This window comes from Streptomyces sp. NBC_01241, from assembly GCF_041435435.1.
GTDB lineage: Bacteria > Actinomycetota > Actinomycetes > Streptomycetales > Streptomycetaceae > Streptomyces.
In genome coordinates this window covers 5,516,097-5,542,322 of record NZ_CP108494.1, presented here as the reverse complement: position 1 = coordinate 5,542,322, position 26,226 = coordinate 5,516,097, and the positions used below count along the sequence as shown (strand labels likewise).

22 protein-coding genes are annotated in these 26,226 nt (G+C 69.4%); 17 read left to right on the top strand and 5 right to left on the bottom strand.

Annotation, left to right across the window (positions count from 1 at the left end):
* Positions 1–676: 676 nt before the first annotated feature.
* From ltrA to OG306_RS24925, 9 genes are all read left to right on the top strand, one after another.
* Positions 677–2,107: a group II intron reverse transcriptase/maturase gene (gene ltrA, locus OG306_RS24965; protein ID WP_266905542.1), complete on the top strand. Its 1,431-nt coding sequence runs from the start codon at positions 677–679 to the stop codon at positions 2,105–2,107.
* Between the two features lie 135 nt (positions 2,108–2,242).
* A complete protein-coding gene (locus tag OG306_RS24960) occupies positions 2,243–3,436 on the top strand; it encodes an IS110 family transposase (protein ID WP_266905544.1) in 1,194 nt (397 codons plus the stop codon).
* A 367-nt stretch (positions 3,437–3,803) separates the two neighbouring features.
* Positions 3,804–4,217, top strand: coding sequence for an SseB family protein (locus OG306_RS24955; RefSeq protein WP_371666269.1), 414 nt, complete (start codon positions 3,804–3,806; stop codon positions 4,215–4,217).
* Positions 4,214–4,870, top strand: coding sequence for a hypothetical protein (locus OG306_RS24950; protein WP_327258818.1), 657 nt, complete (start codon positions 4,214–4,216; stop codon positions 4,868–4,870). Before OG306_RS24955 ends, OG306_RS24950 begins: the two co-directional genes overlap by 4 nt.
* Positions 4,871–4,872: 2 nt before the next feature.
* Positions 4,873–9,639: a putative T7SS-secreted protein gene (locus OG306_RS24945; RefSeq protein ID WP_371665625.1), complete on the top strand. Its 4,767-nt coding sequence runs from the start codon at positions 4,873–4,875 to the stop codon at positions 9,637–9,639.
* The gene (locus OG306_RS24940) at positions 9,627–10,097 is read left to right on the top strand and encodes a hypothetical protein (RefSeq protein ID WP_266748298.1); all 471 of its coding nucleotides are present in this window, start codon (positions 9,627–9,629) and stop codon (positions 10,095–10,097) included. Before OG306_RS24945 ends, OG306_RS24940 begins: the two co-directional genes overlap by 13 nt.
* Before the next feature lie 213 nt (positions 10,098–10,310).
* A complete protein-coding gene (locus tag OG306_RS24935; protein ID WP_266748297.1) occupies positions 10,311–11,066 on the top strand; it encodes a hypothetical protein in 756 nt (251 codons plus the stop codon).
* 319 nt (positions 11,067–11,385) lie between these two features.
* Entirely contained in the window at positions 11,386–11,856 is a 471-nt protein-coding gene (locus OG306_RS24930) for a hypothetical protein (RefSeq protein WP_266748296.1), read from the top strand.
* A gap of 783 nt (positions 11,857–12,639) precedes the next feature.
* Positions 12,640–13,230, top strand: coding sequence for a DUF6542 domain-containing protein (locus OG306_RS24925; protein WP_266748295.1), 591 nt, complete (start codon positions 12,640–12,642; stop codon positions 13,228–13,230).
* 29 nt (positions 13,231–13,259) lie between these two features.
* Here the strand turns inward: OG306_RS24925 and ppgK are convergent, their stop codons facing one another.
* Both ppgK and OG306_RS24915 read right to left on the bottom strand, forming a co-directional pair.
* On the bottom strand, positions 13,260–14,009 hold the full coding sequence (ppgK, locus tag OG306_RS24920) for a polyphosphate--glucose phosphotransferase (protein WP_266748294.1): 750 nt from the start codon (positions 14,007–14,009) through the stop codon (positions 13,260–13,262).
* Positions 14,010–14,076: 67 nt separating this feature from the next.
* A complete protein-coding gene (locus tag OG306_RS24915) occupies positions 14,077–15,066 on the bottom strand; it encodes a 4-hydroxy-3-methylbut-2-enyl diphosphate reductase (RefSeq protein WP_266748293.1) in 990 nt (329 codons plus the stop codon).
* A gap of 74 nt (positions 15,067–15,140) precedes the next feature.
* On the opposite strand from OG306_RS24915, the gene OG306_RS24910 reads away from it, so the two are divergent.
* From OG306_RS24910 to OG306_RS24895, 4 genes are all read left to right on the top strand, one after another.
* The gene (locus tag OG306_RS24910) at positions 15,141–16,526 is read left to right on the top strand and encodes an APC family permease (protein ID WP_266748292.1); all 1,386 of its coding nucleotides are present in this window, start codon (positions 15,141–15,143) and stop codon (positions 16,524–16,526) included.
* A 166-nt stretch (positions 16,527–16,692) separates the two neighbouring features.
* On the top strand, positions 16,693–17,904 hold the full coding sequence (xseA, locus tag OG306_RS24905; RefSeq protein ID WP_266905547.1) for an exodeoxyribonuclease VII large subunit: 1,212 nt from the start codon (positions 16,693–16,695) through the stop codon (positions 17,902–17,904).
* Positions 17,905–17,989: 85 nt separating this feature from the next.
* A complete protein-coding gene (locus OG306_RS24900) occupies positions 17,990–18,265 on the top strand; it encodes an exodeoxyribonuclease VII small subunit (protein ID WP_266748290.1) in 276 nt (91 codons plus the stop codon).
* 211 nt (positions 18,266–18,476) lie between these two features.
* A complete protein-coding gene (locus OG306_RS24895) occupies positions 18,477–19,067 on the top strand; it encodes a malonic semialdehyde reductase (RefSeq protein ID WP_266748289.1) in 591 nt (196 codons plus the stop codon).
* Positions 19,068–19,155: 88 nt separating this feature from the next.
* On the opposite strand, the gene OG306_RS24890 is transcribed toward OG306_RS24895, so the two are convergent.
* On the bottom strand, positions 19,156–19,674 hold the full coding sequence (locus tag OG306_RS24890; protein ID WP_266748288.1) for a DUF4245 domain-containing protein: 519 nt from the start codon (positions 19,672–19,674) through the stop codon (positions 19,156–19,158).
* 142 nt (positions 19,675–19,816) lie between these two features.
* Between OG306_RS24890 and glpX the strand changes: the two genes are divergently transcribed.
* Positions 19,817–20,848, top strand: a complete 1,032-nt coding sequence (glpX, locus tag OG306_RS24885; RefSeq protein WP_266358316.1) for a class II fructose-bisphosphatase — start codon at positions 19,817–19,819, stop codon at positions 20,846–20,848.
* A gap of 277 nt (positions 20,849–21,125) precedes the next feature.
* Here glpX and OG306_RS24880 read toward each other — a convergent pair whose 3' ends face one another.
* Both OG306_RS24880 and OG306_RS24875 read right to left on the bottom strand, forming a co-directional pair.
* Positions 21,126–21,509 (bottom strand): WhiB family transcriptional regulator, encoded by a 384-nt coding sequence (locus OG306_RS24880; protein ID WP_266748287.1) that lies wholly within the window; start codon positions 21,507–21,509, stop codon positions 21,126–21,128.
* 188 nt (positions 21,510–21,697) lie between these two features.
* On the bottom strand, positions 21,698–22,366 hold the full coding sequence (locus OG306_RS24875; RefSeq protein WP_266748286.1) for a DUF1707 SHOCT-like domain-containing protein: 669 nt from the start codon (positions 22,364–22,366) through the stop codon (positions 21,698–21,700).
* A gap of 198 nt (positions 22,367–22,564) precedes the next feature.
* Between OG306_RS24875 and OG306_RS24870 the strand changes: the two genes are divergently transcribed.
* The 3 genes from OG306_RS24870 (at position 22,565) to OG306_RS24860 (ending at position 26,166) form a co-directional block, all read left to right on the top strand.
* Positions 22,565–24,241, top strand: coding sequence for a fumarate hydratase (locus OG306_RS24870; RefSeq protein WP_323183926.1), 1,677 nt, complete (start codon positions 22,565–22,567; stop codon positions 24,239–24,241).
* Between the two features lie 111 nt (positions 24,242–24,352).
* Positions 24,353–24,529, top strand: a complete 177-nt coding sequence (locus OG306_RS24865) for a hypothetical protein (protein ID WP_371665624.1) — start codon at positions 24,353–24,355, stop codon at positions 24,527–24,529.
* 335 nt (positions 24,530–24,864) lie between these two features.
* The gene (locus OG306_RS24860; protein ID WP_371665623.1) at positions 24,865–26,166 is read left to right on the top strand and encodes a M18 family aminopeptidase; all 1,302 of its coding nucleotides are present in this window, start codon (positions 24,865–24,867) and stop codon (positions 26,164–26,166) included.
* Positions 26,167–26,226 lie beyond the last annotated feature (60 nt).

Below are 26,226 nucleotides of genomic sequence, written 5' to 3'. Positions count from 1 at the left end.
CACACCAGGACGAGCACGAAGAGTAGGGAGCTTGAAGTTGACAATCACCTGCGGGATCGACTGGGCGGAAGACCACGTGCGCCACGAGGCGCTTGAAGTTGAGCGGGGGTGAAAGACCTTCGACTCCTGGCCGTCGCAGCGGCTGGGTGAAGCTGAGGGCATCCTGAGCCGGGAGACGCCGGGGAGGGTGGGAGCAGCCCTGACAACGCCGGGACGTGCCAGTACTGCCAGATGGCGCGGGTTCGGTCAGCGAGACGGGAAGGTGTACGCGAGGAACCAGTGTCTGACGCCCCTTAACGGCCCACCAGCTCAAATCTGGCGGATATGGGCTGGTCGCGGTGCGCACCTGCTGTCTTCGGACGGCGGGGAACTCCTTGGTCGCCATGTGATCAACGGCCAGGAGGCCACGGTGAATGTCTGCGGCGTAACCGTGGCGATGCCGCAGGGGTAGAGCTGGGCACCTCACCCGTCGATCGACTCTCAAGTGAACGTGGGAACCGTCCGGTGTCGTCCTGAACCCGTGCAGCCAGCGCGGAGGAAGGACAGGCGCGTCGTCTGCTGCTGGCGTCGGGCGGGGCGGAGGCTCCGTAGTAGTCCGAGGCCGGGAAAGCCGGCCGCGTGGCCAAGGGAGCCAGCAAGTCAGCAGTGGAAGTACTGGAAGACCGGGAGAACACTGGTGAACACGAGTGAACTGCCGCTTGGTTCTCTGCGGACCGAGCGGCGGGTACTGGAGATCCAGACCAAGCTGCACCGTTGGGCGAACGACGATCCTCATCGTCGGTTCGACGATCTTTACAACCTCGTCTGCGATCCCGGCTTCCTGGCGATGGCCTGGGAGCGGGTCGCGGGGAACAAGGGCGCACGCTCGGCCGGAGTCGACGGGATGACCGTCGCCTTCGTCCGGGAACGGATCGGTGAGGAGCGGTTCCTCGCCGGGCTGCGGGACCAGTTGAAGTCCCGCAGCTTCCGCCCGGTCCCGGTCAGGGAACGGATGATCCCCAAGCCGGGGTCGCGCAAGCGGCGGCGCCTTGGGATTCCGTCCGTGGCCGATCGGGTGGTCCAGGCGTCTTTGAAGCTGGTGCTGGAGCCGATCTTCGAGGCGGACTTTGTGCCGTGCTCGTACGGCTTCCGCCCGAATCGGCGTGCGCACGACGCGATGGCCGAGACACGCTTTCTGGCATCCAAGACATATGAGTGGGTGCTGGAGGGCGACATCACGGCCTGTTTCGACGAGATCTCGCACTCGGTCCTGATGGACCGAGTGCGGGCTCGGATCGGGGACAAGCGTGTGCTCGCGCTGGTGAAGGCGTTCTTGAAAGCGGGCATCCTCACTGAGGTGGGCACCTCCAAGGAGACCGTCACCGGCACCCCACAGGGTGGGATTCTTTCGCCACTGATGAGCAATGTGGCTCTGTCGGTCCTAGACGAGCACTTCGTCAAGGCTCCGGGCGGGCCGCAGTCCACGACGAAGCAGCGGTGGACACGGCGCCAGAAGGGGCTGCCCAACTACCGGCTGATCCGGTACGCGGACGACTTCGTCGTTCTGGTGTCGGGCACCCGAGCGCACACCGAGGCGCTGCTTCCGGAAGTGGCGGACGTCCTCTCCACCGTCGGTCTTCGGCTGTCGGAGGAGAAGACGCTGATCACGCACATCGACGAGGGCCTCGACTTCCTCGGCTGGCGCATCCAGCGTCACCGGAAGCGGGGAACGGACCGGCAGTACGTCTACAACTACCCGGCCAAGAAGGCACTTCGGTCCATCAAGGCCAAGACGAAGACGATCTGCCGGATGAATGTCAGCCTGCCGCTGGCAGTTCTGCTGCACAAGCTCAACCAGGTGCTGCGGGGCTGGACCGCCTACTTTCGCCCCGGGGTATCTGCCCGGGCCTTCCAGTACCTCCGCATGATCGTCTGGCGGCAGGTCTTCGGATGGCTCCGGCGCAAACACCTCGGAGTCGGGTGGAAGGAACTCCGCCGCCGCTACTGCGACGGTGGATGGTGGCCGCACGACGGAGAAGTCGTCCTGTTCAACCCCGGGTCGGTAGTCACCACACGTTACCGACCCCGTGGAACGACGATTCCATCGCCATGGCCCAGTACAAGCTGAGGAGAGCAACTGCCCAACGGGGCTTGTGGAGAGCCGGATGCGGGGCCAACTCGCACGTCCGGTTCGGGAGGGCGGCATGGAGAAACGGGCCGGGAGTAATCCCGGAACCGCGCTCCGTGCCGACCCCACCACGACGTGGCGCTGGTCGACGAGACGGGAAAACTGGTCGCCAAGCAGCGCATCAAGGACGACGCGGGCGGTTTCCACCAGCTGCTTGCCCTGCTCGCTGAAGCCGGTGACTGCGCTCAAGCCCCGATACCGGTCGCGGTGGAGACCGCCCGCGGCCTGCTGTTCGCCTGCCTGCGCACCACCGGCCGCAAGGTGTACTCGATCAACCCGATGGCCGTGGCACGCTACCGCGAGCGGCACCGCAGCGCCCGCGCGAAGTCCGACCACGCCGACGCGATGACACTGGCCAACATCCTGCGGACCGACGCCGACGTGCACCGGCCCCTGCCCGCCGACTCCGAACTGGTACGGGCGATCGCCGTTCTCGCACGCGCCCAGCAGGACACGGTGTGGAACCGAGCCCAGCTCAACAACCAGCTGCGCTCGCACCTCAAGCAGTACTACCCGGCCGCCCTCGCTGCGTTCGCCGTCCGCGGCGTGGGCCTGGACTCCCGGGAGGCTCGCGCGGTCCTCGCCGTGGCACCCGACCCGCACACCGCCGCCCGCTTGACCCGTGCCCGACTGCGGGCCGCCCTGCGCAGATCCGGACGGCAACGGAACATCGAGGTCTGGGCGGAACGGCTGCGCACCATTTTCACCGGCGACTACCTGCACCAGCCGTCGCTCATCGAGCAGGCGATGGGGCGGCAAACCCTCGCACTGGTGGCCCAGCTGGATGCCGCCTGCCGGGCGGCCGACGACCTCGCCGAGGCTGCGGCCGAGGCGTTCGCCACGCATCCGGACGCCGAAATCCTGGGCAGCTTCCCCGGGATCGGGCCGCTCACCGGCGCACGCGTTCTGGCCGAGATCGGTGACGACCGCACCCGCTTCGCCGACGCCCGCGCCCTGAAGGCGTATGCCGGCTCGGCGCCGGTCACCATCGCCAGCGGCAAGAGCCACCTCGTGCGCCACCGGCGGGTGAAGAACCAGCGGCTGGCCGCCGCAGGCTACGTATGGATCTTCGGGGCACTGCCCTCCCCACAGGTCAAGGCCGAATACGACCGACGCCGGGACCTTGGGGACCGGCACACCGCCGCTATGCGCAACGTCTTCAACCGCTTCCTGGGGTGCCTCTACCACTGCCTGCAGACCGGGCAGAAGTTCGATCCCGGCAAGGCGTTCCCCGCCGCGTCCACGGCGCCGGTGACGCTCGCAGCTTGACTTCTTACCAAGCTCGGATGTCTGTGGACATGTGGAAAAGCTGGGCAGACCAGCAGCTACGCCACGCCCCGAAACCCACCACCGGCCCGAATCACACCACGAAGGACCGAAACAATCACTCGGGAATCAAACCGGTGGATCCAGGCTCAGTAGCGATACCTACGCATTACGAGACCGTGAGCGATCAGGTTGCGTGGTGCTTCGGCGTGCTGTTCAGTGGCGTTTTGCCTGATCAGAGCACGTGCGACAGGTCACCCCACTGTTTTGAGGCGAATCGGCATCGAGTAACACCTTCATGAGAACCGGCCCTGTCATGCCGCGCGTCCTGATCTACAGTGCCGTCAGTCACCTACAAGGGGGAGGGGCCGTGGAGCAGGCTAGGACAGCGCTCGCTGAGCGAATCGCCCAACAGAGACGGGGAGTCGGTGACCCTCGGCCGCTGGTCGGTGAGATGCGGCGTTCGGTCCTTTTGGTGCCGACAGTGGGTGAACGCCTGTGGTCGGCGCGGTTGGGTGGGGTGCGGTGGATCTGTGGGTTCACCGACGAGTCCGCTCTGGCTCGGTTTGCTCTGCTTCACGCATCGGGTGATCAGGCCATGGACTATGCGGCGCTGCTGGGCGCGCGCATCGTGGACGAGGTCGTGCCGTCCCTGAGTGAGCCTGCCGGTCTCGCGGTCGATATCGCTACCGAGGACGGGTCGATGTTCTTCCCGCCGGTCGTCGGCATCGTTCCGGAGTCGGTCGCCGTCGACGCCGGTGAGGCACAGGGGGAGAGGTCATGAGCGGTGACGGGGCTGATCTGCGTCTCGACAAGGCATCTGTCGACAAGTTCACCAAGGGTGTGGGCGCGACCGTCGACGAGCTCGGTGATCTCGGTGGTGCCACGGGTTCGGTGATGGGCAAGGGCTTCTCGGAGTTGGCGATGACCGGGATGGAGGCCGGGCACCACGGTCTCTCGGTTGACTTCGAGGACTTCTGTGAGCGCTGGGAGTGGGGTGTGCGTGCCCTGGTGCGGGACGCCAGTGGGCTTGCGAACCGGCTCGGCCTGGCGGCGGGTACCCAGTGGGAGCACGACCAGTACCTCGCGGGCACGCTCAAGGTGGGTGCCAACTCCCTGTTCGGCGGGAACCCGCACGCGAGCGAGGAGGAGATCGCGGGGCAGGACTGGGGCGACATCTTCACGCCGGACTATCTGAACCCGGACTGGAGCAAGGAATCGTTCGAGAAGGCCGGCCAGGACATGGGGCAGACCTGGAAGGACACCGGCCGCTCCGTCCTCACCGAGGGCTACGGCGGTCGGCAGTCCGAGATGTTCAACAACGCGCTCGGCCTCTCCGACGATCAGTTCAACCAGGCGCTGGACGACACGCTCGGCCCGTCTCCGGAAGAGCGCGCCCAGCAGGCGCAGCAGCAGGGTGAGTCGGGGGAGAACTGAGCATGGGTATAGGCGACTTCCTCAGTGACATCACGCCCGACTCGATTGAGGACGCGATCGAGGACGGCGTCGAGTGGGTCGGCGACCGGGTCGAGGACGTCGGGAACTGGACCGCCGACCGGCTGGACGACGTCGGCTGGGAGTCCGGTGCGGACTGGGTGCGCGAGCAGTCCCGTTCGGTCGCCAACCGGATGGGCGCGGAGGTCGACGAGATGGACCTCGGGCAGACCGAGGACAAGACCAAGCTGATCTACGGCAGCCCAAGCAAGATCAACTCAACCGTCACCAAGCTCCGCGCCTTCCAGTCGGCCTTTGATGGCACCGGCGACGGTCTCAAGGGCCTGGACTCCGGACAGCTCAAGGGCGAGACGGCTAACGCGTTGCGCACTGCGGTGAGCACTCAGCCGCCCAAGTGGTATGCCGCCGCCGATGCCAGTGCGAAGGCGATCGGAGCTCTCGACGCGTTCGCCGACACCGTCACCTGGGCGCAGGGGCAGGCGCAGACGGCGATCGACAAGTGGAAGGAGGGCATCAAGGCCTCCGAGGACGCGGCGGACGCCCACCGTAAGAAGGTCGACGACTTCAACAGCGCGGTCGACCGCTACAACGCCCAGCCCTCCGACAAGCGCGACCCGTCGTCCCTGCCTCCCCGGCCCGCGTCGACGTTCGAGGACCCCGGCAAGAAGCTGATGCAGGATGCGCAGGACCTCCTCGCCGAGGCGCGCAAGCAGCGGAACTCGGCGGCGCAGACCGCGCGCACGGCGGTGTGTGCCGCCCGCGACATGGCGCCGCAGAAGCCGTCGTACGCCGAGCAGTTGCGCGACGGGGTCGAGGAACTGCAGGTCATGGGCATGCATGTGGACGGCGGCATCATCAAGGCCACTGCGGGCATTCTCAACTTCGTCCGCAGCGTCAACCCGATGGACCCGTACAACCTCACGCATCCGGCCGAGTACGTCACGTCCCTCAACAGCCTGGCCGCCGGTCTGGTGGTTGCCGCCAACGACCCGGTCGGCACCGGCACCACGATGGTCAAGGACTTCATGAAGGACCCGGCCGAGGGTTTCGGCCGGCTGTTGCCCGATCTCGCGCTGACCGTCGCCACTGGTGGGGGCGGCGCCGCGGTGAAGGGCGTGCGCGTTGCCGAGGAGGCCGCCGACGCCGCACGGCTGCGCAGGCTCATCGACGACGCCCCGGAAGGCACCCACAGCCGGCCCGACGGCGAGCGAATATCCGACGGCACCGACCCGGTGGACCTCGCCACCGGCCGGATGTACTTGCCCCAGACCGACATCGAACTCCCCGGCATCCTGCCGCTGGTCTTCACCCGCCGCACCGAGTCCGGTTGCACGGTCGGCCGCTTCCTGGGGCCCTCCTGGACGTCCACCGTCGACGAACGCCTGCAGATCGATGCCATCGGCGTCGTCCACGTCACCGCCGACGGGCTCCTGATCCGGTACCCGCACCCGGCCCCGGGCGCGCCGACCACGCCCGAAACGGGCAGGGGTCGCACCCTGCTGGCCCGTGACATCAACGGCGACTACACGGTCACCGACCCCGACAGCGGCCTGGTCCTCGACTTCACCACCCCGTCCGGCAGCGAACCCGGGGGCGACGGCGAGGCCTGGCTGTCGGACATCACCGACCGCAACGGCCACACGATCAGCGTCGACCGCGACGAGGACGGCCTGCCGCTGGCCCTGGTCCACTCCGCGGGCCACCAGGTGAACCTGTCCACCGCGGACGGCAGGGTCACCACCCTGTCCCTGGCCGGTGCGGGCGAGGGCGGCGCGGACCTGCCCCTGATGAGCTACGGCTATCAGGACGGCGACCTCGCCACCGTCAGCAAGCCGTCGGGCGCCACGACCACCTTCGTCTACGACGACCGCCGCCGCGTCACCGCCTGGATCGACTCGAACAACAGCCGCTACGACTACGCCTACGACGACCGGGACCGTGTCGTGACGGAGGGCGGCGAGGCCGGCCACGTCCAGATTGCCCTGACCTACACCGAACCCGACCCCGAGACGGGCCACCGCACCACCACGCTCACCACCGCCGACGGGCACGCCACCCGCCACCTGTTCGGCCCCGGCTGCCGTCTGCTGGCCGTCACCCACCCGCTCGGCCACACCACCCGGTTCACCTACGACCCGCGCGGCAACCTCCTGTCCCGCACCGACCCGCTGGGCCTGCGCACCGCCTTCTCCTACGACGAGGACGGCCGGCTCATCTCCACCACCGGCCCCGACGGGGGCGAACTGCGTACCGTGCGCGGTCCGTTCGGTCTGCCGGTGGAGGTCGTCGGCCCGGACGGCAACCGCGTGCTCCACGAGTTCGACGAACGCGGCAACCGCACGGCGGTCACCGACCCGGCCGGCTCCACGACCCGCTACACCTACGACCGGGCCGGCCGGCTCACCTCGGTCACCGACGCCCTCGGCGCCACGACACGGGTGGTGTGCGACGCAGCGGGCCTGCCCGCGGAGGTGACCGGCCCGACCGGCGCCGTCACCCGCACGGAGCGGGACGCCCTCGGCAGACCCGTCCGCGTCACCGATCCGGTGGGCGGCGTCACCCGCCTGGAGTGGCACGCCGACGGGCAGCTCGCCCGGCGCACCGGACCCGACGGCGCCACGGAGTCATGGACGTACGACGGCGAGGGCAACCGGCTGACCCACACCGACGCATCCGGTGGCGTCACCCGCTCCGAGTACACCCACTTCGACCTGCCCCTCGCCCGCACCGGACCCGACGGCGCCCGCTACGAGTTCGAGCACGACGCCGAACTGCGCCTCACCCGCGTCACCAACCCGCAGGGTCTGGCCTGGAGCTACGCGTACGACGCGGCCGGCAACATCGTCTCCGAGACCGACTTCGACGGCCGCACCCTCAGCTACCGGGTGGACGCCGTGGGCCGGCTCGCCGCCCGCACCGACGCGCTCGGCGGGACCATCTCGTTCGAGCGTGACCAACTCGGCCAGGTGGTCAGCAAGGACGTCGACGGCCATGTGACGACCTACCTCTACGACAGAGCGGGACGCCTGCAGGAGGCGGCCGGGCCGGACAGCGAACTCCGGTACCAGTACGACCGCCGGGGAAAGGTCAAGACCGAGCTGGTGGACGGCCGGCCCGTCTCCTACTCCTACGACGCCCTGGGCCGCCGCACCCGGCGCATCACGCCCACCGGCCACGTCACCTCCTACACCTACGGCACCGACGGGCAGGCCCACCGCCTCACCACCGGCGGCCACCGGATCGACTTCACGCACGACGCCGTCGGCCGGGAACTCACCCGCGCCTTCGACGACGCGCTCACCATGACATCCGCCTGGGACGAAGCCGGACGGCTTTCCGCGCAGCACATCACCGCCGGAGCACGCCCCGTCAACAGCCGCGCCTACTCCTACCGCGCCGACGGTCACCTGATATCCGTCGCCGACCGGAAGTCGGGCACCCGCACCTTCGACCTCGACCGGGCGGGCCGCGTCACCGCGGTCCACGCCCAGGGCTGGACGGAGCGCTACGCCTACGACGACGCCGGCAACCAGACCTCGGCATCCTGGCCGTCCGGCCACCCAGGCAGCGAGGCCACCGGACCACGCGCCTACACCGGCACCACCATCACCCGCGCCGGGAACGTCCGCTTCGAGCACGACGCCCTCGGCCGGGTCACCCTGCGCCAGAAGACCCGCCTCTCCCGCAAGCCCGACACCTGGCGCTACACATGGGACACGGAGAACCGCCTCACCTCCGTCACCACCCCCGACGGAACACGGTGGAGGTACCGCTACGACCCGCTCGGCCGCCGCACCGCGAAACAGCGCCTGTCAGTTGCCGACGGAAGCGTGGCAGAGGAGGTCCGGTTCACCTGGGACGGCCTGACCCTGTGCGAACAGACCAGCCACCAGCCGGACACCCCGAACACGGTCGCCCTCACCTGGGACCACCGCGGTCACACGCCCCTGGCCCAGACCGAGCGCATCCTCACGGCCGACGATCGCCAGGAAGAGATCGACCGCCGCTTCTTCGCCATCGCCACCGACCTCATCGGCACCCCCGCCGAACTGATCGACGAGTCCGGAGACATCGCCTGGCGCTCCCGCTCCACGCTCTGGGGCACCACGGCCTGGTCCCGGAACAGCGGCACGTACACCCCCCTGCGCTTCCCCGGCCAGTACTACGACCCCGAAACCGGCCTCCACTACAACCTCTTCCGCCACTACGACCCCGAAACCGCCCGCTACGCCACCCCGGACCCGCTCGGCCTCGCTCCGGCCCCCAACCCCGTCGCGTACGTGGACAACCCCCACCGCTGGACGGATCCGCTCGGCCTGTCCCCGTACTCGGATGAGAAGGTTCCGGTCTACCGGGGGACAGACTTCATGTCGGAGAACATGGTCGCGGACGAGACAGGCCGCCTCATGAGCGAGGCGGCCCGACGCGCGTACCTCGAGGGCGGTTCGGTCGAAGACGCACTTCGCGCGTCTCAGGAGGCACATGCCGCGGCGCTTAGGGAATGGGGCAGTCCAGAGGCACTCGCCCATGCCCACGCGGAGTTCGGAACGGATATGCAGAAGGCGTTCGGCGACCGGTCGGTGATGTCGTTCACGACGGACCCGGAGGTAGCGAAGGTCTTCGCCCGTGGTGGGCCTGTCTACCGTGCCATGATCAATCCGAGCGAAGGGTTCTGGCAGACCCTGCCCGGAGCAGGCGAGAGTGAAGTCCTGATCCCCCACATGATCAAGGTGGAACCGTGGGCAGGCTGACAGTGAGATTTCGCAAGTGGGACACGCGGTACTTTCCGGCAGGAGAACTGGTCAGGGCTGACGAGCCGATCGCCGGCTTCGACGAGCTGGAGGACCGCCTGCTCGCCGACCACCCTCGGATGCGCCGTATCGTGCTTCGTCTAAGTCCTGTCTCGCCGCTGCACTGCTGGTACCTGCACTGGAGCGATGGAACCGACCTGGCGTCCCTCGACAGGCGGGTCGCTGCCGGGACAGCGACCGAAGAGGACTTCGCCGGGGCCGTTGTCGGAGAGCCTTACCGCACCTCGCACCCAGCCTGCGGCGCAGAGTTCCGGGTGATCGAACTGACCACTGTTGTTCCCTTGTTCTCCGACAGTCTCGAGCGCTCACGCGCCCACTCGTACCGCAACGAGTGCCCGGTCTGCGGGGGCCGCTTCCAGGGCGGCGCGCTGGAGTTCATCACACCCGAAACGTCGTGAGGCGCATTCAGGCGTCGCCCGGCCAGGGCCAGTACGGACCTCACGGGCCGACGTCGCCTTCGCGCAGGCGGATGATGGGGGTGCCGTCGCAGATGACCATGCCCGCTGAAGCAGCCACGAAGGCAGCACTGCCCCGATGTCGTAGAGGGCAGGATTCCCGCCAAACGCGGCTGCATGGCTACGGCTGTGCAGATCCGATGAGGAGCAACCTCGGTGAGAATCACCATGGACGGCGACTGGACCGCGACCGTGACAGGCCATTCCCTGACCATCGCGCCGCGCTTCGTCTTCCGGGAATTCCTTGTGTGCATCGCGACGTACGCGGACGTGAAGGAGCGCTCGCAGTTCCAGCTCGACACTTTCGGCAGCAGGGAATGGCTGTGGGACACGCCCGACGAGCTCCGCTTCGATCCGGCGAGCCGGGAACTGGTCGGCGCGGAGATCCACGTCCCCGGTGAGTCCGCGGACGACGAGGACAGTGTCCGCGTGCCCGTCACACCCGCCGTCCGGCCGGGCGGGCTCCGTGCGGACGAGGCCCGGGACTTCCGCATGGAGACGACCACGGAGCTGTGCCGTGCTCCCGGGGACACCGTGCTGACCTGCCTGCGCGACCTCGACGTCCTCGACGAGCCGCTGGAGGCCCGCATCGGCATCGCCCCCGACGTGGCGCTCCTCGTCCAGCACGGCACAGTCGCCGGCTGGAGCCTCACGGATCCCGTGCGCTACCTGACCAGTGGGTTCGATGCCCCGGACCCGGCTCCTCCCGCCCCGGCCACCCGGGTCCTGTTCACCCAATGCATGGACCTGGTCACCACGTCGTACTACGAGATAAGCGACCGCAACCCGGCCGCCCTGAGCAGACTCTGGGCGCTCGATGACGCGCTGCGCAACCAGCGCGAGGACCGCCACCGGGCCGACGCCCTGCTCGCGCTCATCGCTGAACTGGTCGAGGACTACGGGAACCGCTGACGGTCATGGATCGGCGCAGCACATTGACGGGATCGGGTGAATACACGGACGCGTGGAGACACATTCCTCGGTGCTTACGGAATGGGGCAGTCCAGAGGCACTGGCGCGCGCCCATTCGAAGTTCGGAACGGAGATGCAGCAGGCGTACGGGCCGCCAGTCGGTGATGTCGTTCACGACGGACCTGGAGCGCGCGAAGTACTTCGCCGAGGGTGGGTCTGTCTACCGTGCCATGATCCATCCGAGCGAAGGGATCTGGCAGAGCCTGCCCGGAGCAGGCGAGAGTGAAGTCCTGATCCCTCACATGATCAAGGTGGAACCATGGGTAGATTGACAGTGACTTTTCGCAAGTGGGAGGCGCAGTACTTTCCGGCAGGTGAACTGGTCAGGGCTGACGAGCCGATCGCCGGCTTCGACGAGTTGGAGGACCGCTTGCTCGCGGACCACCCTCGGATGCGCCGCATCCTGATTCGTCTACGTCCTGGCTGGCCGCTGCTCCGCTACTACCTGCACTGGAGCGATGGAACCGACCTGGTGTCCCTCGACAGGCGGGTCGCTGCCGGGACAGCGACCGAAGAGGACTTCGCCGGGGCCGTTGTCGGAGAGCCTCACTACATCTCGCACCCAGCCTGCGGTGCGAAGTTCCGGGTAATCGAATGGGACGTTGCCGTTCCCTTGTTCTCCAACGGAGTCGAGCGCTCACGTGCCCATTCGTACTGCAACGAGTGCCCGGCCTGCGGGGGCCATTTCGACACCAATGCGCTGGAGTTCATCACACCCGAAACGTCGTAAGGCGCGTTCAGGCCCGGCCGGCCGGTAGCTGGTCAGTGCCGAGTTCCAGGTGCCGGAGGTGTCCGCTTCCGCCGAGGACTCCGCCCGCGTTCTCGTCACGCCTGCGGTACGCCCGGGCGGGCTTCGCGCGGACGAGGGCCTCCGACGCAGGTCACAGGCCTTCCCTAAGGCAAAACCGCTGGTGGCGGCAGACGAGTCGGGCTGTACGTTCGATGGAGTCTCCTTCCCCGCGGAGGGCGAGTGACGGTTCCCCTCCGCCAAAGAGGTCGTGTGGCTGGAGACCGGCCTCGCGGTTCCGCTCCTGCGCCGGTTGAGGGGCGCAGCCACGGTGAATGTGCGCCCTCTGTCGGGTCTGCACGCGATGCAGATGGTCATCGCCGGTCTGGAGGCCCGCCCGGCAGCACGGTCGCGCGCCTCGCCCCGGAGCAGGGGGGCCACTACGCCGCAGCTGACGTGGCGCGGCAGATGAGCCACCCGGCTGTCTTCCTTCCCAGGCTCGGAATGCACGACCTGGGCACGGCCGAGCTGGAAGGCTTCCTCCGCGAGCGCTGCCCAATCCGCTCGACGCCGGCCGATTCTCCAGTTTCCGGGCGGGCGCAACCGGGTACCCACAGGTCCGCTCGGGCACCGCCCCCGGTACCGGTCCGGGCACCACCCCGGTCACCGAATCCCGGCACCGTTCCGGTCGGCGTTCGGCCGTGTGGCATCGAACTCACCCCCAAGGTCACCGAAAGCGCGTGTCCCGCACCCGATTCCTCCTGCTTGGCGACCTACGTTGTCCCGGTGGAGCAGCACAGGACACGTCCCCCGCAGCGCAGGCAGTCTCAGCAGGCCCCGCTGTCCCCGCAGGGCACCATCGACGAAGCCGCCGCCGTCTATCGGGTGATGGACGCGAAGCCGGAGGGCGGCCGGTCCCGGCCGGTGCCGCCCGCCGTTCTCGCGCTGCGCAGGCTGCCGAATCCCCGGCTGACGGGCATCGGTGCGGGGCTCTTCGCCGCCGCCTCCATGTTCGTACTGGCGTGCCTCGACGAGCTGCTGCTCGACGGTTCGTCGACCGTGTTCGGTGTGCTGTTCCTGCCGGTCAGCGCGCTGACCGCGCTGTGGGTGCGGCCCGCGGACCTGGTCACCGCCCCGATCATCGTGCCGATCGCGTTCGCCGTCGGGGTCATTCCGATCTCCGGCGGCCCCGGCGGATTCGCCGGTCAGACCATGGCGCTCATCACCGCGCTCGCCGTACACGCCGGGTGGCTGTACGGCGGAACGCTCATCGCCGGGCTCATCGCGACCGTGCGGAAGGTACGGCTGATGCGGCAGCGGCAACGTCAGCGCCGGATGCTGCTCGCCGCGCAGCCGCCCCGTCGCCCCCAGCGCTGAGCGGGGGCCGGGACGGGACACACACCGTCCTACGCCTTGTCCGTCGCCGCCATCGCCGCCATCGCCGCTCCCACGATGCCGGCGTTGTTCTGCAGCTCCGCCGGCACCATCTCGGCCCGTACGTGTTCGATCAGCGGCAGGAACCTGTCGGCCTTGCGGCTGACTCCGCCGCCGATGATGAAGAGCTCGGGCGAGAACAGCATCTCCACGTGGGCGAGGTACTTCTGCAGCCGGTGCGCCCAGTGGTGCCAGCTCAGCTCCTCGTCCTCCTTGGCCTTGGTGGAGGCGTGCGTCTCGGCGTCGTGGCCGTTCAGCTCCAGATGACCCAGCTCGGTATTGGGAACGAGCGTGCCATCGATGAAGAGGGCGCTGCCGATCCCCGTACCGAGCGTCAGCACGATGACCGTCCCCTTGCGGCCGCGGCCCGCGCCGAACGTCATCTCCGCGATGCCGGCCGCGTCGGCGTCGTTCAGAACGGTGACGGGGAGGCCGAGCCTGTCGCCGAGCAGTCCGCGGGCGTCCGTGTCGATCCAGCCCTCGTCGACATTGGCCGCGGTACGGGTGCAACCGCCGGTGACGACGCCCGGGAAGGCGACGCCCACCGGACCCGACCAGTCGAAATGACCGACCACCTCGGCCACGCACCCGGCCACGTCCTTGGGCGTGGCCGGGTGCGGTGTCAGCACTTTGTGGCGCTCCTGCGCCAGGTCTCCGCGGTCCAGGTCAACAGGAGCGCCCTTGATCCCGGATCCGCCGATGTCCACGCCGAAGATCTGCATGCAATCCACGGTACGGGCAGCAGGCCCCGCCCACTTCCCGGAGCGGGAGGCCGTCGGCGCGAAGCCGTCACTCCCCGGCGAGTGCCGCGGCCTCGGCGCGCAGATCGCGGCGGAGCTCCTTGGGAAGGGAGAAGGTGATGGACTCCTCGGCCGCCTTCACGATCTCCACGTCCTCGAAACCGCGCTCCGAGAGCCATGCCAGGACGCCGTCGACCAGGACCTCGGGAACGGACGCGCCCGAGGTGACGCCGACCGTCGAGACACCGTCCAGCCATGCCTCGTCAATCTCGTCCGCGAAGTCGACCAAATGGGCGTCACCGGCGCCGGCGCCGAGGGCGACCTCGACCAGGCGGACCGAGTTGGAGGAGTTCTTGGAGCCGACGACGATCACGAGGTCGGCGTCCGCGCCCATCTGCTTCACGGCGATCTGGCGGTTCTGCGTGGCGTAGCAGATGTCGTCGCTGGGCGGCGAGATCAGGAGGGGGAACTTCTCCTTCAACGCGCCGACCGTCTCCATCGTCTCGTCGACGGAGAGCGTGGTCTGGGAGAGCCAGACGACCTTCGACGGGTCGCGCACCTCGACACCCGCGACGTCCTCGGGGCCGTCGACCAGCGTGATGTGCTCGGGGGCCTCGCCGGAGGTGCCGATGACCTCCTCGTGGCCCTCGTGGCCGATCAGGAGGATGTCGAAGTCCTCCTGCGCGAAGCGGACGGCCTCCTTGTGGACCTTGGTGACCAGGGGGCACGTCGCGTCGATCGTGGCGAGCTTCCGCTCGGCCGCCTCCTTGTGCACGGTCGGCGCGACGCCGTGCGCGGAGAACATCACGATCGAGCCCTCGGGCACCTCCGCCGTGTCCTCGACGAAGATCGCGCCCTTTTTCTCCAGGGTCTGTACGACGTACTTGTTGTGGACGATCTCGTGGCGTACGTAGACCGGGGAGCCGTACTGCTCCAGGGCCTTCTCCACGGCGATCACGGCACGGTCCACGCCCGCGCAGTAGCCACGGGGAGCGGCGAGCAGGACGCGGCGGGGTGTCGTAGCAGTCATGCGCCCCATCGTAAGGCCGCGTCGGACGGGCGGAAGATCCACGGGGTCGCGAGACTGATCCGTACGCGATCGACGGAGGGCTCATGGCGGGGACCGGCAGCGGCGACGGGGGCGGGGGCGCGGCGGTGCGGGGTGCGCATCAGGAGGCGGGCAGGCTGCGGCGGACGCTCGGCTTCCGGGATCTGGTGGTCTACGGGCTCCTCTTCATCGCACCGATGGCGCCCGTCGGTGTGTTCGGCACGCTCGACGCGAAATCGGGCGGTGCGGTCGCGCTGGTCTATGTCGTGGCGACCGTGGTGATGGCGTTCACCGCCTTCAGTTACGCCCAGATGGTGCGCGTCGCCCCGTTGGCGGGCTCGGTCTTCGCGTACGCGCGCAGGGGGCTCGGGGAGGGGCCGGGGTTCATCGCCGGGTGGATGGCGATGCTCGACTATCTGCTGATCCCTGCGGTCGCCTATCTCTTCTCCGGAATCGCGCTGAACGCGCTCGTGCCGTCGGTGTCGCAGTGGGTGTGGACGGCACTGGCGGTCGTCGTCACCACGTTCCTCAATCTCTGGGGCGTGCGGGCCGCCGCCCGGGTCGGCTTCGCGGTGCTCGCTATGGAGATCGTGGTGCTGCTGGTGTTCCTGGTGTCGGCGGTGGTGGTCCTCGTACGGGACGGGGCGCAGCGCGGCTGGCTGACCCCGCTCACGGGTGATTCCGGTTTCTCCCTGTCGGCGGTGCTGGGGGCGGTGTCGGTGGCCGTGCTGTCGTATCTGGGCTTCGACGCGATCGCCTCGTTCGCGGAGGAGGTGACGGGGGGCTCGTCGAAGGTGGCGCGGGCGGTGCTGTTCTGTCTGGTGCTCGCGGGTGTGCTGTTCGTGGTGCAGGGGTATCTGGCGGCGCTGCTGGAGCCGATGACGTCGGCGGAGCTGGCCGCCGATCCGGCCACGCAGGGCTCGGCGTTCTACTACACGGTGGACTCCGCGGTCGGGACCTGGCTGCACGATCTGGTGGCGCTCAGCAAGGCGATCGGGGCGGCCTTCGCGGCGCTGGCCGGACAGGCGGCCGCCGGGCGGCTGCTGTTCGCGATGGCCAGGGAGCGGCGGCTGCCCACGCTGCTGTCGAAGGTCGATCCGCGGTCCGGGGTGCCGCGGGTCGCGATCCTGCTGGCCGCGGTGGTGACGCTGGTGGCGGCGGTGTGGGCGGCCCGGCGCGCCGACGGCCTCGACCGTCTGGTGTCGGTCGTCGACATCGGTGCGCTGACGGCGTTCGTGCTGCTGCACGCGTCGGTGGTCGGCTGGTTCGCCGTACGCCGGATGGAGGGGCCGCCGAGCTGGTGGCGGCATGTGCTGGTGCCGGTGGTAGGTGCTGGGGTACTGATCACGGTGATCGTGGAGGCGACCGCGAGCGCCCAGGTGGTGGGGGTGTGCTGGCTAGGGGTGGGGCTGGTGGTGCTGGCCTTGCAATTGGGGCGACGCACGGCCTGATTCGAGGGGCTGTTGTGTCCCGCCGATGGGGTGGGGCTGCCGTCGTGGGTGGGGAGTCGCGGGGGAGGCTGCCGTCCCCGGCAGGGCTTGGCTGCCGTTGCCGGAGCCGGGAGCGGCTGCCGTTGTCGGCGGCTGATTGTCGGTGGGGGCGGATACGCTCGCTCGCATGGCTCTCCAAACGTCCGCGGAAGCTCCGCTGCCCGTCGGTGATGTGTCGCGGCTCATCGGCGGCTGGATCGACCGGCTCGGGGCGGTCTGGGTCGAGGGGCAGATCACGCAGTTGTCGCGGCGGCCGGGCGCGGGCGTGGTGTTTCTGACGCTGCGCGACCCGTCGCAGGACATCTCGGTGAGCGTGACGTGCTTCCGCCAGGTCTTCGACCGGATCGCGGATGTGGTGACGGAGGGGGCGCGGGTCGTCGTCCTTGCCAAGCCCGAGTGGTACGCGCCCCGCGGCCAGCTGTCCCTGCGGGCCACGGAGATACGGCCGGTCGGCATCGGTGAGCTGCTGGTCCGCCTTGAGCGGCTGAAGAAGTCGCTGGCCTCGGAGGGGCTCTTCGCACTCGACCGGAAGAAGCCGCTGCCGTTCCTGCCGCAGCTGATCGGGCTGGTCTGCGGGCGGGCCTCCGCGGCCGAGCGCGACGTCCTGGAGAACGCGCGGCGGCGGTGGCCCGCGGTGCGGTTCGAGGTGCGCAACACCGCGGTGCAGGGGGTGCACGCGGTGAATCAGGTGGTGCAGGCCGTGAAGGAGCTGGACGACCTTCCGGACGTCGACGTGATCGTCGTGGCACGGGGTGGCGGCAGCGTGGAGGATCTGCTGCCGTTCTCGGACGAGCAGCTGATCCGTACGGTCGCCGCGTGCCGTACGCCGGTGGTGTCGGCGATCGGTCATGAGCCCGACTCCCCGCTGCTCGACCTGGTCGCGGATCTGCGCGCCTCCACGCCGACGGACGCCGCGAAGAAGATCGTGCCCGATGTGGGTGAGGAGCTGGACCGGGTGCAGCAGTTGCGGGACCGTGCGCTGCGGACGGTACGGGGGCTGCTGGACCGGGAAGAGCGGGGGCTGGCGCACACGTTGGGCCGGCCGTCGATGGAGCGTCCCCTGTGGATGGTGGACGAGCGGGCCTCGGAGATCGACGCGCTGATCGGGCGGGGGCGGCGGGTGCTGGGGCATCTGCTGGACCGGGCGGACTCGGAGCTCGCGCACACCCGGGCGCGGGTGGTCGCGTTGTCCCCCGCGGCGACGCTGGAGCGCGGGTACGCGGTGCTGCAGCGGGCGGACGGCCATGTGGTGCGGGCTCCAGCCGACGCCGGGCCGGTGGGCGAGGTCCTGCGGGCGCGGGTATCGGGGGGCGAGTTCGCGGTGCGGGTGAGCGAATGAGCGTGGGTCCGGGGGCGGGAGCCCTCGAAGGTGATGACGGACGAGGCCGAAGGCTCCTCACGGGGCGGAACGTAGGGTGGAGCGCATGACGGACGACGGGACCACGGCGGCTGGTGCCACGGGCACGCTCGGCTACGAGCAGGCCCGTGACGAGCTGATCGAGGTGGTACGCCGCCTGGAAGCGGGCGGTACGACACTGGAGGAGTCCCTCGCGCTCTGGGAGCGGGGCGAGGAGCTGGCGAAGGTGTGCCGGCACTGGCTCGAAGGCGCGCGCGCACGGCTGGACGCGGCCCTGGCGGGGCCCGCGGAGAACGGCGGCGAACAGACAGCCGGCAACGAGAGCGGCAACAAGAACGGCTGAGACAGCCCTGGACGGGCCAGGGCGGGGTGCGTGGCTGCGGTCCGGGCGGGGGCGTACGCCTCGGCGCGAAAGAGCCGCCCTGTGGGCCGTCGTGGGCCGCCCTGTGGAACGGATCACCCTGCACCCGTTTTAGTTGAAAGTTAACCTACCTCTCCGTTACGGTGATCGCCGTTGCTCGATCCCCCCGCACGCCCGGAAGGTAATACGCACCATGTCGCTCGTTCTTGACCCCGCCGCCCAGGATCTCCTCTTCCGTGAGGCCCGCACCGCCAACACCTTCACCGACGAGCCGGTGACCGAGGAGCAGGTCCAGGCGATCTACGACCTGGTCAAGTACGGCCCCACCGCCTTCAACCAGTCGCCGCTGCGCGTGATCCTGGTCCGCTCCGACGAGGGCCGCGAGCGCCTCGTCAAGCACATGGCCGAAGGCAACCAGCCGAAGACCCGGACCGCCCCGCTCGTCGCCATCCTGGTCGCCGACAACGAGTTCCACGAGGAGCTCCCGGCCCTGCTGCCGCACTTCCCGCAGGCCAAGGACGCGTTCTTCTCCGAGCGCCCGGTCCGCGAGTCGTCCGCCACGCTCAACGCCGCGCTGCAGGCCGCGTACTTCATCATCGGCGTCCGCGCCGCCGGTCTGGCCGCGGGCCCGATGACCGGCCTCGACGCCGCGGGCATCGAGAAGGAGTTCCTGGACGGCGACCACAAGTTGCTGATGGTCGTCAACATCGGCAAGCCGGGCGAGGACGCCTGGTTCCCGCGCCTGCCGCGTCTCGCCTACGACGAGGTCGTCACGACCGTCTGATCACCCCCTCTGTACGGATCCGGCCCTGGAGCAGCACGTGTGCTGCTCCAGGGCCGGATCCGTAGGTGCGCGTACGGCGTCAGGGACGTCAGGACGACTTGAGTGCGGCGGCCATCTCGGCCAGCCGCTCCGTCGAGGCCGAGCCGGTGACCACCGTGGTCGCACCCTTGTCCTGGCGCACGAGGGCGTCGTACTTGTCGCCCTTCCAGTGCTGCCACGCCTCGCCCGCGACCTGCTGCGTACGCCCGGTGTCCTTGGCGTCATGGCTGACCTCGGTCACGTACTTCTTCGTCGGGGAGGTGGACTGCTCCACCGCGACGTACTTGCCCTCCGGGTCGAGGAAGCCCAGGTGCCAGCTGTCGCCGGCCTCGCGGTCGTAACGGACCGAGGTCGGCTTCCAGTCCTTGGCCAGTCCGTCCGGAGCGGCTACCGGGTACGGTGCCGCGCGCCGCGCCGTCAGGAGCTCCACCCGGTAGTCGACCGCCTTGACCGGGTTGGCGTTCTCGTCGTGCGGAACGAAGATGTAAACGAGCCCCGCCGCAGCGGAGATCACCGCCATCGACAGGAACATGTCCCGCACTGTCTGCTTGCCTCGCTTGCTAGCCACGGGTCCATGGTCGCATTAGGCCTGACGGGTCCGACCCGGGGGCAGCCCGCTCATACGTGACCCGGCCTGCTCATTTTGTCGACCTGACGATAGAGTCAGAGCACCCTCTTCCGGTCGTCGCCGTACAGAAAGGTGCGCTCCGATGTCCGAGCATCATCTGCCGTCCCAGCTAGAGGTCTCTCCGGAGGCCCCCGACCGCAACCTCGCCCTGGAGTTGGTCCGGGTCACCGAGGCCGCCGCCATGGCAGCAGGGCGCTGGGTCGGTCGCGGCGACAAGATCGGCGCCGACGGCGCCGCCGTGAAGGCCATGCGGACCCTCGTCTCCACCGTCTCGATGAACGGCGTCGTCGTCATCGGCGAGGGCGAGAAGGACGAAGCCCCCATGCTGTTCAACGGCGAGCGCGTCGGTGACGGCACCGGCCCGGAGGTCGACATCGCGGTCGACCCGATCGACGGTACGACCCTGAACGCGAAGGGCATGCCGAACGCGATCGCCGTGCTGGCCGCCGCCGACCGCGGCGCCATGTTCGACCCGTCCGCGGTCTTCTACATGGACAAGCTGGTCACCGGCCCCGAGGCCGCCGACTTCGTCGACATCAATGCGCCCGTCTCGGTGAACATCCGCCGGGTCGCGAAGGCGAAGAACTCCGCCCCGGAGGACGTCACCGTCGTCATCCTCGACCGCCCCCGCCACGACGGCATCGTCAAGGAGATCCGGGAGACCGGCGCCCGGATCAAGTTCATCTCCGACGGCGATGTCGCGGGCTCGATCATGGCCGCCCGCGAGGGGACCGGCGTCGACCTCCTCATGGGCATCGGCGGCACCCCCGAGGGCATCATCTCGGCCTGCGCCATAAAGTGCCTCGGCGGTGTCATCCAGGGCAAGCTCTGGCCGAAGGACGAGGCCGAGCGGCAGCGCGCGCTGGACGCCGGGCACGACCTGGACCGGGTGCTGTCCACCGACGACCTGGTCAGCGGCGACAACGTGTTCTTCGTCGCGACCGGCATCACGGACGGTGAGCTGATGCGCGGTGTGCGGTACCGCGCGGAGACGGCGACCACCGAGTCGATCGTCATGCGGTCCAAGTCCGGCACCATCCGGAAGATCGACTCGACGCACCGGCTGTCGAAGCTGCGCGCCTACAGCGCGATCGACTTCGACCGGGCGAAGTAGCCCCCGCCCCGGGTCCGGGGAGAGGAACGCGAAGAGGCGCCCCCGTGTGCGGTGGGGGCGCCTCTTCGCGCGTACGGACGTGTACACGGACCTGCGGGGCGCAGACGGACGCGGCACGGGTGCGTTGCGACGTAACACGGGCGCGCACGGAGCCGGACGGGCGCGCACGGAGGTACCCGGACGACGGCGCGAAGGGACCGATCGGTCCGGTCCGGTTCGATCCAGTCCAGCCCCGCCCAGCCCAGTCCGGGCCGGTTCAGCCCCTGTGCCCGCCCGGTCAGCCCGCCGCCGCGATGCGGCCCGTCGCGCCGGAGGATGCGGATGATGCCTTGAGTTCCATCTCGCGCCGTCTGCGACGGGCGAGCACCACACGGCGTTCGGCGGCGGTGAGGCCGCCCCACACCCCGTACGGTTCCGGCTGTATAAGGGCGTGTTCCTGGCATTCGACCATCACCGGACAGCGCGCGCAGACCCGCTTCGCGGACTCCTCGCGCGCAAGTCTGGCAGCAGTCGGCTCCTTCGACGGGGCGAAGAACAGCCCGGCCTCGTCCCGGCGGCACACCGCCTCCGAGTGCCAGGGGCCTGCCTGGTCCTCCCGAGCGGGGATGCGCTGGGGAGGGACGGCGGCGACCTGCAGGGGCTGATGCGGCAGTTGCAGCACGGTCTACTCCTGACGACGGCTTACGGCTTCGCGAGCGAGAGACGATGCAGCAGTCCCTACCCGCTGTGCGTGTGCCTATGCACTGCGTGGCCCCGGTTCCGGGCGGCGCCATTGCGTGCGATCAGGAATTTGGCTTGTTTTCGAAGGAGGAAGGAAGGAAGCAGGAGGGAGGGGAAGGGCGGACCACTTCACCCCTGGTCGAAGTATTTGCGCAGCCGGTTCTGGAGATCCGCGATGAACTTCCCGCGCTTGGGCTTCGCCTCGACGCTGCCGAACACCGAATAGCCATTGACGACGACCACGGGCGCTTCGGGGTCGGCGGATTCCAGTGTCGCGACTTCGAAATTACCGAAGACGCCCGTGCCGCTGCCGCGCAGCGAGATGTTCTCGGGGACCTTGATCTCGACGCTTCCGAAGATGGACGTCGCGTTGACGACCGTGAGTCTCTGGCCGAAAAGCGCCTCGGTCAGATCGATCTCCACACTGCCGAAGAGCGCGAAGGCGTTCGTACGGCCGCCGACCCGCCAACGGCCCTTGCGGGTGGAGCTGCTGAAGATCGCCACCAGGTTCTCGGCGGGGCCCGTCGGGCTCGCCTGGCCATGCACGTCGGCCGCGGCGGCCGGGCGGGAGGCGCCCGACGGGTCGGGCAGATCCCGTACCAGCGGTTCGAGCTCGCCGACGGTCTTGGCGCGGTAGACCGCGTCGACCCGCTCGGCGTGTTCCTCGGCGGTGAGCCGGCCCTCGGCCATGGCCTCGCGCAGGATGTCCGCGATCCGGTCGCGGTCCGCGTCGGAGGCGCGGATACCGGCCGGCTCTGCCGGGGCTACGGGCTGCTGGGGGTGCTTTTCGAGGTCCACCGGCCCAGCGTACCCAAACGCGATAGATCGCGACTAGCCCCCGCCCCGCCTCCGCCGTGTCGCCCCCGCGCCGCCACCCCCCGCACGGACGGCGGACTGCGGACTGAGCCCTACCTCACAGCTCCGGTGTCCGTGCGGCGTTCTACTCTGGTGGGTGCGCTGCCCAAGGGAGGGCAGCCGCCGTCTGCCGAGTGAGGAATGGCCGTAATGCCAGAGTTTGCGTACTCCGATCTGCTCCCCCTGGGAGAGGACACCACGCCGTATCGTCTGGTGACCTCCGAGGGTGTCTCCACCTTCCAGGCCGACGGTCGTACGTTCCTCAAGGTCTCGCCGGAGGCGCTGCGCACGCTGGCCGCCGAGGCCATGCACGACATCTCCCACTACCTGCGCCCGGCCCACCTGGCACAGTTGCGGCGGATCGTGGACGACCCCGAGGCGTCGTCCAACGACAAGTTCGTCGCGCTCGACCTGCTGAAGAACGCGAACATCGCCGCCGCCGGCGTCCTGCCGATGTGCCAGGACACCGGTACCGCGATCGTCATGGGCAAGCGCGGGCAGAACGTACTCACCGAGGGCGGTGACGAAGAGGCCCTGTCGCACGGCATCTTCGACGCGTACACCAAGCTCAACCTCCGCTATTCGCAGATGGCTCCGCTCACCATGTGGGAGGAGAAGAACACCGGCTCGAATCTGCCCGCGCAGATCGAGCTGTACGCCACCGACGGCGGTGCGTACAAGTTCCTCTTCATGGCAAAGGGCGGCGGCTCGGCCAACAAGTCGTTCCTCTTCCAGGAGACGAAGGCGGTCCTCAACGAGGCCTCCATGATGAAGTTCCTGGAGGAGAAGATCCGTTCGCTGGGTACGGCCGCCTGCCCGCCATACCACCTGGCGATCGTCGTCGGCGGTACGTCGGCCGAGTTCGCGCTGAAGACCGCCAAGTACGCCTCCGCGCACTACCTGGACGAGCTGCCCGCCGAGGGCTCCCCCACGGGGCATGGCTTCCGGGACAAGGAGCTGGAGGAGAAGGTCTTCGAGCTGACGCAGAAGATCGGTATCGGCGCCCAGTTCGGCGGCAAGTACTTCTGCCACGACGTCCGTGTCGTCCGCCTCCCCCGGCACGGCGCCTCGCTGCCCGTGGCGATCGCCGTCTCCTGCTCGGCGGACCGCCAGGCCACCGCGAAGATCACCGCCGAGGGCGTCTTCCTGGAGCAGCTGGAGAAGGACCCGGCGCGCTTCCTGCCCGACACCACGGACGAGCACCTGGACGAGTCCGGGAGCGTCGTGGAGATCGACCTGAACCGGCCGATGGACGAGATCCTCGCCGAGCTGACCAAGTACCCGGTGAAGACCCGGCTGTCCCTGACCGGTCCGCTGGTCGTGGCGCGCGACATCGCGCACGCCAAGATCAAGGAACGGCTGGACGCGGGCGAGGACATGCCGCAGTACCTGAAGGACCACCCGGTCTACTACGCGGGCCCGGCGAAGACGCCCGAGGGGTACGCCTCCGGTTCCTTCGGCCCGACGACGGCCGGCCGCATGGACAGTTATGTCGCGCAGTTCCAGGCGGCGGGCGGCTCGAAGGTGATGCTCGCCAAGGGCAACCGCTCCCGGCAGGTCACCGAGGCGTGCGACGCGCACGGCGGTTTCTACCTGGGCTCGATCGGCGGTCCGGCGGCACGCCTCGCGCAGGACTGCATCAAGAAGGTCGAGGTCGTCGAGTACGAGGAGCTCGGCATGGAAGCGGTGTGGCGGATCGAGGTCGAGGACTTCCCCGCGTTCGTCGTCGTCGACGACAAGGGCAACGACTTCTTCACCGAGCCCGCCCCGGCGCCGACGTTCACCAGCATCCCGGTGCGGGGCCCGGGTCTCGCCTGACGGGGCAGTCCCTCCCGTAGCCACGGTTCTCGCGGGGCGTTCCGGTCACGTTTCATCGGCCGGGACGCCCCGCTCCGTTCCGCGTCACTGAACCTCGGGTTCGGCGTCGGCATGATCCTGGCCGCGGCGGCGCTCGACGGCCACAGCCCGCCGACCGTAGTCGCCCGGTCGCACGGGGTGGCCATCGTGATCTCCGTGGTGTTCCTGATCCGGGTGTCGGGGGTGCGCGGGCGCGACCGGACTCCCGCTCACCGCTCCGGCGCCGATAGTGGCAGGCCGGTGCCGTGAGGGTTCACCTACGACGGTATTCAGCCAATCTTCGGGCGCTCCTTACGCGACCGGCCGCCCGGCCCCGCAGCGGCACGCCCGGCGCGGAGGCGCGGCCGGTACCACCGGCCCGGATCCCGGGGCCGCTGCGGCACCGCAGCTTTCGCGCAGCGGGGCGCGCCGCGGGCTTGCACCGCGCCGCGCTGCTGCGGTGGATTGTCGAACGTTCCTGACGTACCGAAGCACTCCACCTCCCCGGGGACCCGGGAAACCGCCTTGGGAACCAGGAATCAGCCGCCACCCCCCACTGATCCACCCTCACTCTTACCGTCGAACACCGGAAAGGCGGACGCCGTATGACGCCGCTTCCCCACCGCAGCCACGCCGACGACCTGCTGTCGTTCATCAGGGCCAGCCCTTCCCCGTACCACGCGGTGGCGAGCGCCGCCCAGCGCCTGGAGAAGGCCGGCTTCCGTGAACTGCACGGCACGGCCGACTGGACGGGCACGACCGGCGGCAGCTTCGTCGCCCGCGACGGCGCCCTGATCGCCTGGTACGTCCCCGAGGGCGCCCCGGCCCACACCCCGTTCCGGATCGTCGGCACCCACACCGACTCCCCGAATCTACGGGTCAAGCCCACCCCCGACACCGGGTCCGCGGGCTGGCGGCAGGTCGCCGTGGAGGTCTACGGCGGCGTGCCGCTGAACACCTGGCTCGACCGCGATCTCGGCATCTCCGGGCGGCTGGCGCTGCGCGGCCCCGGCGGCGGCGTCGGGTCCCGGCTGGTCCAGATCGACGAACCGCTGTTGCGGGTGCCCCAGTTGGCCATCCACCTGGACCGCACGGTCAATGAGGGGCTCGCCCTCGACCGGCAGCGCCATCTCGCCCCACTGTGGGCGCTCGGGGCGCCCGAGGAGGGCGCGTTGCTGCGCCGGGTCGCGGAGGCCGCGGAGGTGGAGAGGGCGGATGTCCTCGGCTGGGACCTGATGCTCCATGACATCCAGCCGCCCGGGTATCTCGGCGCGGACCGGGAGTTCGTGGTGTCCGCGCGGCTGGACAATCTGGTGTCGGTGCACGCCGGCGTCACGGCTCTGGCGGGTGCGGCGACCGCGGCGCAGGAGCCCTCGTACGTCCCCGTCCTGGCGGCCTTCGACCACGAGGAGGTCGGCAGCGGTTCGCACACCGGTGCGCAGAGCCCGCTGCTGGAACGGGTCCTCGGCCGCTCGGTCACCGCGCGCGGCGGCAGCCCCGAGGACTGGTCCCGTGCCCTGTCCGGTTCCTTCTGCGTCTCCGCCGACATGGCGCACGCGGTCCACCCCAACTACGCGGAACGGCACGACCCGGGCCACCACCCGCTGCCCAACGACGGCGCCACGGTCAAGGTCAACGTCAACCAGCGGTACGCCACCGACAGCACCGGCATGGCGGTGTTCGCGGCCGCGTGCGAGCGGGCGGCGGCGCCGTGGCAGCCGTTCGTCTCCAACAACGCGATGCCGTGCGGCACCTCGATCGGCCCGCTCACCGCGGCCCGGCTGGGTGTGCCGACGGTCGACGTGGGGGTGCCGGGGCTGTCCATGCACTCCGCGCGCGAGCTGTGCGGGGCCGCGGACCCCGGCCACCTGGCCGCCGTCCTGGGCGCGTTCGTGACGTCCGGCTGAAGTACGGCCGGGAGTGCGGGGCGGGGCGGCCCGGGTCACGAACGCCCGGGCCGCCCCGCC

Bases quoted from the DNA above. Each gene is read 5' to 3' on its own strand.
- OG306_RS24860 (WP_371665623.1), top strand. From the start codon at position 24,865: ATGACGCCGCTTCCCCACCGCAGCCACGCCGACGACCTGCTGTCGTTC.
- OG306_RS24915 (WP_266748293.1), bottom strand. From the start codon at position 15,066: ATGGGGCGCATGACTGCTACGACACCCCGCCGCGTCCTGCTCGCCGCT.
- OG306_RS24895 (WP_266748289.1), top strand. From the start codon at position 18,477: ATGTCGCTCGTTCTTGACCCCGCCGCCCAGGATCTCCTCTTCCGTGAG.
- glpX (WP_266358316.1), top strand. From the start codon at position 19,817: ATGTCCGAGCATCATCTGCCGTCCCAGCTAGAGGTCTCTCCGGAGGCC.
- ppgK (WP_266748294.1), bottom strand. From the start codon at position 14,009: ATGCAGATCTTCGGCGTGGACATCGGCGGATCCGGGATCAAGGGCGCT.
- OG306_RS24945 (WP_371665625.1), top strand. From the start codon at position 4,873: ATGGGTATAGGCGACTTCCTCAGTGACATCACGCCCGACTCGATTGAG.
- OG306_RS24865 (WP_371665624.1), top strand. From the start codon at position 24,353: ATGATCCTGGCCGCGGCGGCGCTCGACGGCCACAGCCCGCCGACCGTA.
- OG306_RS24900 (WP_266748290.1), top strand. From the start codon at position 17,990: ATGACGGACGACGGGACCACGGCGGCTGGTGCCACGGGCACGCTCGGC.
- xseA (WP_266905547.1), top strand. From the start codon at position 16,693: ATGGCTCTCCAAACGTCCGCGGAAGCTCCGCTGCCCGTCGGTGATGTG.
- OG306_RS24930 (WP_266748296.1), top strand. From the start codon at position 11,386: ATGGGTAGATTGACAGTGACTTTTCGCAAGTGGGAGGCGCAGTACTTT.
- OG306_RS24950 (WP_327258818.1), top strand. From the start codon at position 4,214: ATGAGCGGTGACGGGGCTGATCTGCGTCTCGACAAGGCATCTGTCGAC.
- OG306_RS24910 (WP_266748292.1), top strand. From the start codon at position 15,141: ATGGCGGGGACCGGCAGCGGCGACGGGGGCGGGGGCGCGGCGGTGCGG.
- OG306_RS24870 (WP_323183926.1), top strand. From the start codon at position 22,565: ATGGCCGTAATGCCAGAGTTTGCGTACTCCGATCTGCTCCCCCTGGGA.